Here is a 13,944-nt window from a genome sequence, read left to right as displayed (position 1 = left end):
TTGGGGTTTTGCGGTGGTCATGGCCCAGGGGTGACGCCCGGTTACTTTCCGAACCCGGTTGCTAAGGCCTGGCGCGGTGATGGTACTGCACTCGATAGGGTGTGGGAGAGTAGCACACCGCCGCAATTATTCATTATTGAGGGGTTTGTTTGACGGTTACGCCGCCGAACAAACCCCTCTTTTTATATTCAATCCGGTCCTCAATCGTGGTTACACTCAAACCGTTATGGCTCACTACTTCACTCCTAAACGATGCGCTACCTCGAACAAGATCATGTATCACGACAAGGCGCAGGCGCAGCATGCCGCTGACCAGAGTTGGGCGGAGCGGGGAACGGAGCTGTGGGTGTATCGGTGCCAATACTGTGGCACTTGGCATTTGACGAGCCATGATCCGGCCAGTGCCCATGTGTATGTGCCGTTCAATCAGCAATTGAAGCCGCATAGCAGAAAGAAAGGCTACAAGCCACGGCGACGCTGACGTGGCGAGATGATTTTTGGGGCTCCTGTCGGGACGGATGAGCGGGAGGGCAAGGTTGGGTGGCGGTTTCCATCACCCAACCTTGCAGTGTGGGAAGAACTCCCAGCTAGCGCTCCAGACGGAAGCCTTGGGACTTGGCGAGGGGAAGGACCTTGTGAGCGTCATCCATCTGCTGGGCGGCGAGCTTGGCGATCTGATCGCTGAAGGCATCAACGGGACGATCGGCGTGGCGCAGATCGTAATATTCGTGCACGGTGGCATCGAAATCGGCGATGCGGGACTTGATCGCCGCATCCGCCTCATCATCGGACGGATACGTGTCGTCGAAGAACTGCAGATCGCGCGGCATACGTGGTTTGACGGCCGGATCCTGCGCCGGCTTGCCGATCGCAAGGCCCAGAACCGGATACGTGTATTCGGGCAGGTGAAGCGCCTCGATCAGGCCGGGCACATCGTTGAGCAGTGAGCCGAGGATCACGCAGCCAAGGCCGAGTGAATAGGCTGCGGTCTCCATGGCGTGCAGGGCCAGCACGGCATCGTTCTGCGCCTGCGTGAAGCGGTAGCTGGCGGCCAGACCGTAGGAATCGGGATCGGTCGGCACACCCTTGGTGTCGGCGATCAGCGCGTTGCGGTGCTCATCGGCCACGAACACATACAGCAGCGGAGCGGTGGCGATGTACGGCTGGTTGCCGATTTGGGCCATGCGGTCCTTGAGCGCCTGATCCTTGACGCGGATGGCGGACCAATCGTTGAGGTACTGGCTGGAGGCGGCGTGCTGGGCCACGGTTTCCAGCGTCTCGACGGTGTCGGTGTCGATGGGTTCCTGCGCGAAGGCGCGGATGGAACGGCGGTTGAGCAGTGCTTCGATGGTGGAGTTGGAAATCAATGCCATGCCTCCAGTATCGCGCCGGCCATGGGCACCTGTCCAGCATTCCGCTCTGGGAATGAGTTGCGGGAATGCGGTTTCTATTTTCCGGCCTTGCGGTGCCGGCGGTCCACAATGGCCTGCGAGCTGCGGTCCGAAAGCTGCGAGACCGCGGCGCCGACGGCGGCGGACAGGCCCGCGAACGCCACGCTCAGCAGCAGTCCCTTGACGGAATCGCCCTTCACATCGCCGAATCGCTTGGCTGTGCCACGATCCCATACCATCTGGAACAGTTTGCCGGCAACGAGCCCGGTGATCGAAGGCAGGGCGGCCTTGAGGATCTTGTCGCCCATGGAATCGGGATCGTTCTCCATGTTCTTGCGCATCTCGTCCACCTTCGCGTTGACGGCCTCCAGCTTGGCCACCACATCATCGGCGGTGGAGGAGCCGTAGTCACGGTAATCGGTCATGGTCCCCATTATCCCACGATGGGGGATTCGCATTAATCGTCGATCGATGGACATGCTGTGAATGACAATTGCGTTGCGACTACATAAACTACGTAACTAGATGAAAACAACACTCATTATCCTGAGTGTTTGCTGATAATTCACCTGAAGTTACCTGACGTGATTCGTGAATGTCGTTTTGCGGTTGCATGACGGGCCGATGCTAAGTCGCAACTGGACCGAATGCCGCCGGAACGCGGCATCGCCGTCGGCATGCATGCGAGACGGCCGGAGCCCAGCGACGAAAGGAAACTGAAGTGAAGCAGCACAAGGGACTCAAGGCGGCCTGCGCGGCCGTCGCATCGCTCGCCATGCTGGCGGCGGTTCCGGGCATGGCCAACGCGACCGATGGCAAGAGCGTTGACGAGCTGTCCGTGCACGGTGGCGCGCAGCGCATCGCCACGATCGGCTCCAAGACCGCGAAGAACGTCATCCTCTTCATCGGTGACGGCATGGGCGACTCCGAGATCACCGTGGCCCGCAACTACCTGCACGGCGTGAACGGCACCTTCGACGGTCTCGACAAGATCGGCCAGCCGGGCAAGCTCGGCGACACCGAGGTCGGCACCGGCCAGTACACCACCTTCTCGCTCGGCGCCAGCTCGAACGACAGCCTCGTGGCCAAGGACAAGAATGGTCAGCTCGCCGGCTCCAAGACCGCCGGCGTGATCACCCCCGTGACCGACTCCTCCGCCTCCGGCTCCAGCTGGGCCACCGGCACCAAGACCTACAACAACGCCGTGGACGTGGACGTCAAGGGCAACCCGCAGCTCAACCTGATCGAGCTCGCCAAGGCCGCCGGCAAGGCCACCGGCAACGTGACCACCTCCGAGATCCAGGACGCCACCCCGGCCGTCCTCGAATCCCACTCCACCGAGCGCGCCTGCTACGGCCCGCAGGGCAAGTGGGACGGCAAGACCGACACCAACAAGGACGGCAAGATCGACGCCTCCGACGGCGCCGCCGAAGCCGCCAAGCGCTGCCTCGCCGACCAGCTCAAGGTCAACGGCGGCATCGGCTCCATCTCCGAGCAGCTGCTCGACACCCGCGCCGACGTCACCATCGGCGGCGGCTCCAAGTACTTCAACCAGCTCGATGAGAACGGCAACACCCTGTGGAAGCAGGCCGCCGATCGCGGCTTCCAGACCGTGCAGTCCGGTGACGTCGCCGGCTTCAAGGCCCTGAGCGAAGCCAACCAGGACAAGCCGGTCCTCGCCCTGCTCGGCGACGGCAACCTGCCGACCCAGTACAACCCGTCCGTCGCCACCAAGGCCGACCCGGCCAAGGACGAACACCCCACCCAGTGCACCGTGAACGATAAGTGGCTCGGCAACCAGGGCGCTTCCCTCGCCGACTTCACCGACAAGGCGATCACCCTGCTGCAGGGCAACAAGAATGGCAAGGACAACGGCTTCTTCCTGCAGGTCGAGGGCGCCTCGATCGACAAGCAGGACCACAACGCCAACGCCTGCGGCCAGATCGGCGAGACCGACGACCTCGACAAGGCCATCTCCGCCGCGCTGAAGAAGGTGGACCTCAAGGACACCCTGATCATCGTGACCGCCGACCACGCCCACACCTCCCAGATCGTTGAGTCCCAGCCGTACTACGCGCTGAGCACCGTCCTGCAGAACAAGCTCGGCGAGAAGATGGTCGTCTCCTACGGCACTTCCGAGGCCCCGGTCTACCAGGACGAGAACGGCAACCCGATCGACGATGACAAGTACACCCAGGGTGAGAACGGCGACGCCAACACCGACGAGAAGTTCGACGGCGCTCAGGGCAACATGAGCCACACCGGCACCCAGCTGCGCATCGCCGCCTCCGGCCCCGGCGCCTCCCGCGTCGATGGCCTGACCGACCAGACCGACAACTTCTACACCATCGCCAAGGCCCTTGGCTTGGCCACCGACACCGCCGCCCAGAACAAGCTGTCCGACGGCGCCAAGCTGGCCTACAAGGACGGCACCGTCGAGGCCACCGGCTTCAACGGCGATGCGGTCCTCTCCTACGAGCTCAAGAGCGCCGACGGCAAGGTGAAGGACGCCTCCGCCAAGACCACCCCGGTCTCCGGCATCCGCGTCGAGACCACCGCCACCACCAAGATCGCGCTCAACGGCGCCAAGAAGGGCGACGTGGTGACCGTCACCGGCCGCCAGTCCGGCAAGTCCGTCGAGCTCACCCTCGACGCCGACGGCCCGGCCGCCAAGGTCAAGGTGTACCGCATGTACAACCCCTTCAACGGCGACCACATGATCACCGTCAGCCTCGATGAGGTCAACACCATGACCGCCGCCGGCTGGACCCGTGAGAGTGTTCCGTTCACCACTGTCCCCGAGGGCACCGAAGGCGCCGTCGCCGTGGAGCGTTTCTACAACCCCTTCATCGGCGATCACGTCTTCACCACCAGCGCTGACGAGGTCAACTCCCTGAAGGCCGCCGGTTGGACCTACGAGGGCACTGCCTTCTACGCTCCGGCCAACGGCGCTCTGACTGTCCACCGTCTGTACAACACCTACGATGGCCACCACGTGTTCACCGCTTCCGAGGATGAGTACAAGACCCTCACCGCTGTGACCGGTTGGAAGGATGAAGGCGTCGCCTTCACCGCCAACGCCATCTGAGCCGACTCGCGACGCGCATCGCGCATCGCAGCCTAGCTGAATAGCAATTGGGCCCCGCCTTATGACGGGGCCCAATTCGTTGTTGCGCGGTTAGTGCACAGGGATATTCAGCCACTCCATCAGCGCCGCATAATCGGGTCCATCCAAGGACAGAGCCGCGCGCTCGCAGACGGGCGGATCGTCCTGCGGGGAGATCGCCGTGCGCATATACGCGCCCGCAATGCCCGCGCCGGCGGCGCCAAGGATGTCGCATCGCACATCATTGCCGACCATCAGCGCGCGGCTTGGATCGTCCGCCAATCCAATCGCCTCCAACGCCCTGCGGAAGATCGCCGGCGACGGCTTGCGCACCGCCATCTCGCTGGAGATGACCACTTGGTCGAACAGCGGCGTAAGCCCCAGCATGTCCAGTTCCGGCCGCGTGTAGCAGGCCTGCGCATTGCTCACCAGCGCCACGCGCCGCCCGGATGCGCCCAGCCTGCGCAGCAGATCGATCGCGCTCGGATACAGGCCGATCATGCGCGTGCTGGCCTTGCGGAACGTCCATGCCAACTCGCGTGCCGCCTCATCCCGCCGAGGTCCGGACAGGCCGGGAACCAACGCCCGGTAGGCGGGCAGCATATCCGGTTCGTAATCCTCGCCGGCGCTCGCGGGCCTGCGCAGCTCCATCGCGCATTCGAAGGCATCGCGCACATCATCCGCGGTGCGGTATGGCGATTCGGGGTCAATGCGTGCGACTGCCTCGCATAGGGCTGTCCACGCCTCCGGAGAGGACTCATCGGTGCGGATGTCCACCAGCGTGCCGTACAGGTCGAAGAAGATCGCCCGCACGTCCTTCCCGGCCGGGATGACATGCCCTACCATGGCAGCACCGCGAAGCTTTGCGGTCCCAGTACGATCCGCATGCCGTCGGCCGCGCGTTCCGAATGGACGACGCCGATGTGCAACGGTTCGCCGCTGGCCATCGCGGCGGCACGCGGAGCCGGCACATCGATCGTCTCCGTTCCACGGCCCGGATTCATCGCCACCAGCACGCGATCGCTCGGAGTCTCGCCGTCGACTGGCTCGTCGCCGTTCTCGGCGGCCGTGCGAAGGAACGCGAACGCCCGTCCCTCCTCCGGCGCGGCGACCACATCGAACGCGGCGTCCGACCGCAGCGCCGGGCGATCGGCGCGCATGGCCAGCACCTGACGGATCCAGTGGTACAGCGAATCGTCGCGCAGAACCTCCGTGGCCACCGTGGGCGATCCGGGGGCCGCGTCCATGGGCAGGTACCGCGACTCGATCGCCGCATCGTCGCCACCCCACTGCATGGGCGTGCGGCTGCCCGTGCGCACGTATCCGCCCTCGAAGGTGGGCAGCGGAATGTATCGCATGCCGATCTCGTCGCCGTAGTAGACGAACGGGCATCCGGGCATGGTCAGGATCATGCCGTAGGCGATCTTCAGCTCCCGCTCGGTGAGCCGCTGGGCCGTGCGCAGGGTGTCGTGGTTGCAGGTGATCAGGCTGAACCGGCCGCCGGCGCGCTCGCAGTCGCGCAGCTGGGGCAGATATTCGTTCAGGAATGGGGTGATCGACGCGCCGGAGTCGGCGTTGAAGTAGCTGCGGTCGCCGCCGTGCGCAAGCGGGGTGTCCGTGTTGCGCAGCAGGCGGTTGTATCCGTTCGGCTTGCCGTCCCATCGCCAGTCGAGGTAGAAGTCCATGTCGAAGCCGGCCTCCATCGACTCGTGCGGGCGCCCCCATTCGGACACGAACGCGGCTTCGGGGAATTCCGGGCGGATTTGGGCGAACATGTGCTGCCATGTGCGGATGGTGTAGGGCTTGCCGTCCTCGTCATGCTTGACCAGGCTGTCGGCCATGTCCACGCGGAAGCCGTCGGCGCCACGGGACAGCCAGAAGCGCATCACGTCCAGCAGCGCATCGCAGGTGGCGAGGGCATCCGGGCCGAGCGCGGGCTTCTGCCACGGCTGGCTGGGGTGCGCGAAGCCGTAGTTCAGGGCTGGCTGGCATTTGAAGAAGTTGAGGATGTAGGTGCCGTCGCGCTCGGTCTCGCCGCCGATGAACGGCAGTCCGTCGCCGCCGGAGATCCAGCAGTCGGTCCAGATGTAGAGTTCCGAGACGTTGGCCCGCCCGCCGGCATGATCGGCCGTGTCGCCCGGAGCTGTGCCGTCCGGAGTCGTGGCACCCGGGGCCGCGTCCACCACGCGATCGGCGGGGTCGGGCCGGGCGGAGGCCTGGAACCAGGCGTGCTCCTCGCTGGTGTGGCCGGGGACGAGGTCGAGCAGCACGTGCATGTTCCGATCGTGCGCGGCGTCGAACAGGGAGATCAGATCCTCGTTGGTGCCGTAGCGCGGGGCGACCTTGGTGTAGTCGCGCACATCGTACCCGGCGTCCTTGAACGGGGAGTCGTAGCAGGGGTTGATCCACAGGGCGTTGCAGCCGAGGTCGCGGATGTAGTCGAGTTTGGCCGTGATGCCGGGGATGTCGCCGATGCCGTCGCCGTTGGAATCGGCGAAGGACTGTGGGTAGATCTCGTAGAACACGGCTTCGGAAAGCCAGGACGGGTGTGCGTTGCCGGTGGTGGGCATGGGCGTTCCTTTCGGTGGATTGCGGTGGGGCACGGCTTGGGATTGCGGCGCTTGAAGATCGGGCAGCGTCGGCCGGTCAGTGTTGTGCAAACGATCTCAATATAGCACATCGGGGCTGGGATACGGGGATCCGACGGGTCGCGAAGTGGTGCCGGGCATAGCGCGCGTGACTTGAAAACGGCTATATTACAACGATTGTTGCAATATCTGCCTGACTGAGATCGCTCACATGCACAAAAGCGAACATGTCTTGAACAATCGCGCACAACACGCCGATTGCGCAATGTTTGCAAACGCATTCAGAAATGGATATACTGCAATCATTTGATCGGTTGGCCGCATCCGCGCAACGAAAGCGCGGGGCCCGCCGCATCGGAGCATACAGAGCAAATGTGCATCGCCGCGTACATGGCGTGCACGGTCAAGGAGGACAACGATGAAGGCATTCAACAAGATCATGGCAGGCGTCGCGTCGCTCGCGATGCTCGTGGGCGTCTCCGCGTGCGGATCGTCCGGCGGCTCCGGCGACACCGCATCCAACACCGCATCCGGCGGCACACAGGACGTCACGCTCACCGTGTGGGCCCCGCAGGAGGACCAGACCGATTCCAACTCCTGGCTGCCCAAGATGGAGGAGGCCTTCAAGCAGGCGCACCCCGAGTACAACATCACGTTCAAGAACTCCGTGGTCTCCGAGGCCGACGCCGGCACCACCGTCAAGCAGGATCCGTCCGCCGCGGCCGATGTCTACTTGTTCGCCTCCGACCAGCTCGGCACCCTGATCGACGCCAAGGCCATCGGCCAGCTGTCCGACGACGGCCTGGCGCAGGTCAAGCAGCAGAACAGCGACGTCATGATCCAGTCCGTGACCGGCGAGGACGGCGAGGTCTACGGCGTTCCGTTCACCGGCAACACCTGGTTCATGTACTACAACAAGTCCAAGTTCACCGAGCAGGACGTCAAGTCCCTGGACACCATGCTCGAGAAGGGCAAGGTCTCCTACCTGATCGGCGACTCCTGGCACCTGCCGGCCTTCTACATGGGCGATTCCGGCGCCTCCCTGTTCGGCAAGGACAGCCTGACCGCCTCCGACGGCCTCAAGCTCGGCTCCCACGCCGCGGGCATCACCAAGTACCTCGTCAACATGAGCAAGAACCCCAACTACGTCAACGGCGCCGAGGGCGCCGGTCTGGCCGGCATGCAGAACGGCACCGTGGACGCGCTCTTCTCCGGCTCCTGGGACGCCGCCAAGGTCAAGGAGGCGCTCGGCGACAACTACGGCGTGGCTGTGCCGCCCACCTTCACCGTCGACGGCCAGCAGCTGCAGCTGACCCCGTTCGCCGGCTCCAAGGCCGTGGGCTACAACCCGAACACCGACCACTACGAGGTCGCCGCCATGTTCGCCGCCTACCTCGGCTCCACCGAGGCCCAGAAGGCCCACTACGACATGCGCCAGATCATCCCGTCGGACAAGTCCCTGGCCTCGGATTCCGCGATCGCCGCCGACCCGATGGCCAAGGCCCAGATCGACACCGTGAACAACGCCTCCGTGGTCCAGCCCGTCATTTCCCAGATGGCCGACTTCTGGAAGCCCGCCGAGTCCTTCGGCAAGGGCATCCTCAACGGCGAGGTCACCGTGGACAACGCGGCCGAGAAGACCGAGGCGTGGGCCTCCGGCTACAACTTCAAGTGATCGTTCCCTTCCTCTCCTTTCTCCTGAAATGACCGGCGTCCCCGCCTCATGGGGGCGCCGGTTTCCCCGAACACCGCAGATGGAAGAAGCATCATGACAGCATCCGTTTCGGCGAAACCCGTCGCACGGCGACGCAGCCGCGCCAAGAGCGGTTTCGCACCCTCCCCATACATCCTGCGCGAGGCCCTCGCCAAGGGCGACGTGCTCACCAGGCTTTCCGCCGTCGTCTTCGGCCTCGGCAACATTGCGCGCAAGCAGTACCTCAAGGGCCTGATCTACCTGGCCGGCGAGATCGGCTTCATCGTCTTCATGGTGCGCTCCGGCGCCACCAACCTGTCCAAGCTGCCCTCCCTGGGCGATGTGGAGCAGCGCAAGGTCAAGATCAACGGCTTCTGGAAGTACGAGGCCGGCGACAACTCCGTGGTCATCCTGCTGTACGGCGTGGCCACCGTGTGCATCATCATCCTGTTCCTGATGTGGTGGCGGCTGTCCGTCACCTCCGCCTACAAGGCCCAGGTCCTCGCCAAGTCCGAGGGCCGCGCCCCCACGCTGTCCGCCGAGCTGCATGACCTGCTGGACGGCAACATCCAGCGCACGCTCATGTTCCTGCCCACCGTGGGCATCGCCGTGTTCACCGTGCTGCCGCTGATCTTCATGATCTCCATGGCGTTCACGAACTACGACTCCAACCACGTCACGCTGTTCGACTGGGTGGGGCTGGAGAACTTCAAGCTGCTGTTCTCGTCCAACTCCGGCGCGGACATCAGCCTCTCCACCTTCGGCAGCGTGCTCGGATGGACCCTGATCTGGGCGTTCTTCGCGACGTTCCTCAACTTCTTCCTCGGCATGTTCATGGCGATGATCATCAACCGTCGCACCACCCGCTTCAAGGGCTTCTGGCGCGCGATCTTCTCGCTGTCGATCGCCGTGCCGCAGTTCGTGTCCCTGCTGGTGATGCGCACGATGCTCCAGCCCACCGGCGCGATCAATCGCCTGCTCATGGAGTGGGGCTGGACCACCGGCCCGCTGCCGTTCTTCACCGACGCCACGTGGGCGCGCGTGACCGTGATCGTCATCAACCTGTGGGTGGGCATCCCGTTCACGATCATGCAGATCACCGGCATCCTGCAGAACGTGCCCGCCGAACTCTACGAGGCGTCCAAGGTGGACGGCGCGAACTGGTGGCAGACGTTCACGCACGTGACGATGCCCTACATCATCTTCGTGCTCACGCCGTACCTGATCACCACATTCACCGGCAACGTCAACAACTTCAACGTCATCTACCTGCTGTCCGGCGGCGATCCGACGCCCGTCGGCGCCACCGCGGGCAAGACCGACCTGCTCATCACCTGGCTGTACAAGCTCACGGTCGATCGCAACAACTACAACCTGGGCGCGGTCATCGGCATCCTGACCTTCGTGGTGCTGGCCGTCGTCTCCCTGATCACCTACCGCAACAGCGGCTCCTACAAGAACGAGGAGGGATTCCGGTGAGCAACGCAAGCAAGAAGGCCGTTTCCGTGTCCTCCGGTCAGGGCGCCCAGCCGGCGCACCACACCTACAAGCGCCGAGTGGCCGCGGACATCGTGGTGCACGTGTTCCTGGCCGTCATGGCGGTGATCTGGGTGCTGCCCATCATCTGGGTGGTGCTCGAAAGCCTCAACAAGAACACGGCCCCCTACACGAACACGTTCTTCCCCACCGAGTACACGTTCGACAACTACATCAAGCTGTTCACGCAGACCGGTGTGCTCAACTTCCCGAAGATGTTCATGAACACGTTCATTGTGGCGTGCTTCTGCTGCGTGATCAGCATGTTCTTCGTGCTGTCGGTGGCGTACTGCATGTCCCGCCTGCGCTTCCGCATGCGCCGCACGTTCATGAACGTGGCCCTGATCCTGGGCATGTTCCCCTCGATCATGTCCGTGATCGCCATCTACTTCATCCTCAAGGCGCTGGGCCTGACGCAGGGCCACACCGTGCTGATCGCCCTGATCCTGGTCTATTCGGCCGGTTCGGGCGCCGGATTCTACGTGATGAAGGGCTACATGGACACGATCCCGATGTCCCTGGACGAGGCGGCGATGATCGACGGCTGCACGCGCTGGCAGGTGTTCACGAAGATCATCATCCCGATCTCCAAGCCGATGCTGGTGTACCAGGCCATCACGAGCTTCCTCGGCCCGTGGCTCGACTTCGTGGTCGCCAAGGCCATCGCCCGCACGCAGGAGAACTACACGGTGGCGCTGGGCCTGTACCTGATGCTCAGCAAGGAGTACATCGACGACTGGTACGCCCGATTTGCCGCCGGTGCCGTGTGCGTCTCCATCCCGATCGCGATCCTCTTCATCGTCATGCAGCGCTACTACCAGGAGTCGATGAGCGGAGCGGTGAAGGGCTGAGTCGTCGTGGAACAGCCCGGTGGGCTGTTCCATAGGTTCAGCCTGAGCCGCCGCCAAGGTGGCGAAGGTTGGATTGAGTCCGGCCGGAGGCCGGTCCCTAATTGCAGGGCCGAAGGCGAGCCGTGATAAAGCGGCCATCTTCCCGCCCACCCCATCCGATTTGCTCATTCTGCCGCGCGTAATCCGCGCAATGAGCAAATCGGATGTCCTGTCCCCTCGATTCGGCTCCCAGAACATCGGATCCGCTCATTCTGCCGTGCGATTCGCAGAATGAGCAAATCGGATGTGTGAGCGCTCCCGAAGCGCCGTACCGCATTGGATTTGCTCATTCTGCCGCGCGTGATCCGCACAATGAGCAAATCGGATGTCCTGCGCCTCCGATTCAGCCTCCGATTCGGGCTTTGCGGCAATGGATTTGCTCATTTTGCATCGCGCGGTTCGCAGAGTGAGCAAATCGGATGTCTTGCACTCCCGATTCGGGCTCCACCGCATCCAATCCGCTCATTTTGCGCTGTGCGATCCGCGCAATGAGCGAATCGGATGTGGTAGCGCTCGCGGTGGTGCCACACGGCATTGGATTTGCTCATTTTGCTCATTCTGCGCCGCCACGTGCCGCCGCGCGCCGCCCGCCCGCACCGCGTGATGCGTCTCATTTCACACCCATTTCCCAAGAAAGGACACTGCCATGGAGCAGCAGATTGTCGCCACGGCGATCGGCGACTGGACCCCGGCCGAGGAGGCCCTGCCGTGCCCGGACCTGCCGGTCTACGCCGGTGACGATCTCGGCGCGTTCCCGGATGACAAGGGCGCGACCTTCCGCATCTGGGCCCCCACGGCCTGCGGTGCGACGCTGCGGCTGTTCGAAGCCGGTTCCCCGGACGAGCCGGGCGGTGCCGATCCCGTGGCGTCCCACGAGCTCACATCGGGCGCGGACGGCACCTGGCTGGTTCGCTGCGACGGCGTGGGCCATGGCATGTACTACGACTACGTGGTCCGGTTCCCGAACGGCGAGACGCATCGCACGGCTGACCCGTGGGCCCGCGCGGCGGGCGTGAACGGTCGACGCAGCATGGTGGTCGATCTCGCGCGCACGGATCCGACGGGGTGGCGGGATGATCGCCGCCCGCGCGTGCCGGCGAGCGAACTGGTGGTGTGGGAGACGCACATCGGCGACTTCAGCAACGATGAGCACAGCGGCGTGCCCGCCGATCATCGCGGCACGTATCTGGCCTTCACGCATGCGGACACCACCGTGGACGGCGAGGGCGACTTCCCCACCTGCGTCAACTATCTGCGGCATCTGGGCGTGACGGCCGTGCAGATCATGCCGTTCTACGACTACGGCTCGATCGACGAATCCAAGCCTCTTGGATCGGCCGGACGCGGCTTCAATTGGGGGTACGACCCCCTCAACTACAACGTGCCGGAGGGCTCCTACAGCACCGACCCATTCCATGGCGAGGTCCGCATCGCCGAGTGCAAGCGCATGATCCAGGCCCTGCACGCGGCCGGCATCAAGGTGATCATGGACGTGGTCTACAACCACATGTTCTCCGCGGACAACTGGTTCGAGCGCATGATCCCCGGATACGCGCTGCGCCGGCGGGCGGACGGCTCCTTCGCGGACGGCTCCGCCTGCACGAACGACGTGGCGACCGAGCATCCGATGATGCGTCGCTACATCGTGGATTCCGTGACCTACTGGGCGCGCGAATACCATGTGGACGGCTTCCGGTTCGATCTCATGGGCCTGATCGACGTGGACACCATGAACGCGATCCGCGCCTCGCTGGACGCCCTGCCGGACGGCGCGTCGATCCTGATGCACGGCGAGCCGTGGTCGGCCCGCCAGACCGCCCTGGAGCCCGGTGCCGGCGTGATCCTCGCGGACAAGCGCGGCCTGCCGTATCTGGACCCGCGCATCGGCGCCTTCTGCGATTCGACGCGCGACGCGGTGCGCGGGCATGTGTTCTACCAGAAGGTGCCCGGCTATCTGACCGGCGCGGCCGCCGACTATGCGGACGACATCCGCCACGCAGCCGACGCCTGGCGCGGCACCTTGCGCGAGACGGCGGGCGTGTCGCAGGTGATCCAGTACGTGTCCGCGCACGACGACCTGACCCTGTGGGACAAGCTGTGCGCGACCATGCGGGGCATGCCCGTTCCGGCCGATTATGCGGCCGACGGCCCCGGGTGCGACGACCTGATGCGCGCCAACAGGCTGGCGGCGGGCATCGTGTTCACCGCGGCCGGCGTGCCGTTCCTGCTGGGCGGCGAGGAGTTCGCACGCACCAAGCAGGGCGTCTCCGACTCGTTCAGCAGCCCGGCGGCGCTGAACCGCCTGGACTGGCGGCGCGCGCGTCGCCTGCATGCGCTGGTGGAGCACTATGCGGCGCTGATCCGCCTGCGCCGCGAGAACCCGGCGTACTTCGGCGGGGCCCGCATGATCGTGCCCCGGTCCGATGAGGTGGTCGTCTTCCGCGTGGGCAACGATTGCGTGGCCATCAACCCGACCGGCGAGGCGCGCATCCAGTCCACCGTGGAGCTGGAGATGCCCGGGCCGTACGACGAGGTGGCGAAGATCGCGCCCGATGTGTGGCGCCTCGCCTACTGTTCCGCCGGCGTCGATGGGACGGGCGATGGCGGCGCCCCGACCACGCCCGCGCATGCCGAGGACCGCCATCTGTCGCTGCCCGCGTACAGCGTCACCGTCTGGCGTTGCGCGCGGCGGTGAGCGTGCCGATCGCCGTGCCGGCCCCGTGTCGACCATTAGGAATGT

General features: G+C 64.5%; 10 protein-coding genes and 1 rRNA gene. 7 read left to right on the top strand and 4 right to left on the bottom strand.

The window, feature by feature from the left end; genetic code table 11:
• The first annotated feature begins 9 nt into the window (after positions 1-9).
• Both rrf and EMO90_RS10680 read left to right on the top strand, forming a co-directional pair.
• A 5S ribosomal RNA gene (gene rrf, locus EMO90_RS10685) occupies positions 10-126 on the top strand.
• A gap of 148 nt (positions 127-274) precedes the next feature.
• Positions 275-481: a hypothetical protein gene (locus EMO90_RS10680; protein ID WP_190972066.1), complete on the top strand. Its 207-nt coding sequence runs from the start codon at positions 275-277 to the stop codon at positions 479-481.
• A gap of 106 nt (positions 482-587) precedes the next feature.
• On the opposite strand, the gene EMO90_RS10675 is transcribed toward EMO90_RS10680, so the two are convergent.
• Entirely contained in the window at positions 588-1,367 is a 780-nt protein-coding gene (locus EMO90_RS10675) for a nitroreductase family protein (RefSeq protein WP_150354598.1), read from the bottom strand.
• Between the two features lie 80 nt (positions 1,368-1,447).
• Positions 1,448-1,816, bottom strand: a complete 369-nt coding sequence (locus EMO90_RS10670) for a DUF4235 domain-containing protein (protein WP_150354559.1) — start codon at positions 1,814-1,816, stop codon at positions 1,448-1,450.
• A gap of 296 nt (positions 1,817-2,112) precedes the next feature.
• Here EMO90_RS10670 and phoA point away from each other — a divergent pair, with 296 nt between their 5' ends.
• A complete protein-coding gene (gene phoA, locus EMO90_RS10665; protein WP_150354560.1) occupies positions 2,113-4,479 on the top strand; it encodes an alkaline phosphatase in 2,367 nt (788 codons plus the stop codon).
• A 90-nt stretch (positions 4,480-4,569) separates the two neighbouring features.
• Here the strand turns inward: phoA and EMO90_RS10660 are convergent, their stop codons facing one another.
• Positions 4,570-5,343, bottom strand: coding sequence for an HAD family hydrolase (locus tag EMO90_RS10660; protein WP_150354561.1), 774 nt, complete (start codon positions 5,341-5,343; stop codon positions 4,570-4,572).
• Positions 5,337-7,067 (bottom strand): alpha-amylase family glycosyl hydrolase, encoded by a 1,731-nt coding sequence (locus EMO90_RS10655; protein ID WP_150354562.1) that lies wholly within the window; start codon positions 7,065-7,067, stop codon positions 5,337-5,339. The genes EMO90_RS10660 and EMO90_RS10655 overlap by 7 nt, the downstream gene beginning before the upstream one ends.
• Positions 7,068-7,503: 436 nt before the next feature.
• Between EMO90_RS10655 and EMO90_RS10650 the strand changes: the two genes are divergently transcribed.
• The 4 genes from EMO90_RS10650 (at position 7,504) to pulA (ending at position 13,899) form a co-directional block, all read left to right on the top strand.
• Positions 7,504-8,760, top strand: coding sequence for an extracellular solute-binding protein (locus tag EMO90_RS10650; RefSeq protein WP_150354563.1), 1,257 nt, complete (start codon positions 7,504-7,506; stop codon positions 8,758-8,760).
• 93 nt (positions 8,761-8,853) lie between these two features.
• Positions 8,854-10,257 carry a carbohydrate ABC transporter permease gene (locus EMO90_RS10645; protein ID WP_150354564.1) on the top strand — a complete coding sequence of 468 codons (1,404 nt, stop codon included), beginning with the start codon at positions 8,854-8,856 and terminating at the stop codon, positions 10,255-10,257.
• A gap of 26 nt (positions 10,258-10,283) precedes the next feature.
• A complete protein-coding gene (locus tag EMO90_RS10640) occupies positions 10,284-11,165 on the top strand; it encodes a sugar ABC transporter permease (RefSeq protein WP_223849803.1) in 882 nt (293 codons plus the stop codon).
• A 685-nt stretch (positions 11,166-11,850) separates the two neighbouring features.
• Positions 11,851-13,899, top strand: a complete 2,049-nt coding sequence (gene pulA, locus EMO90_RS10635) for a type I pullulanase (RefSeq protein WP_150354565.1) — start codon at positions 11,851-11,853, stop codon at positions 13,897-13,899.
• Positions 13,900-13,944: the final 45 nt, after the last annotated feature.

This window comes from Bifidobacterium vespertilionis (assembly GCF_008698145.1).
Classification (GTDB): domain Bacteria; phylum Actinomycetota; class Actinomycetes; order Actinomycetales; family Bifidobacteriaceae; genus Bifidobacterium; species Bifidobacterium vespertilionis.
Note: the sequence above shows the minus strand (reverse complement) of the source record. Positions and strands in the feature narration are given on the sequence as shown.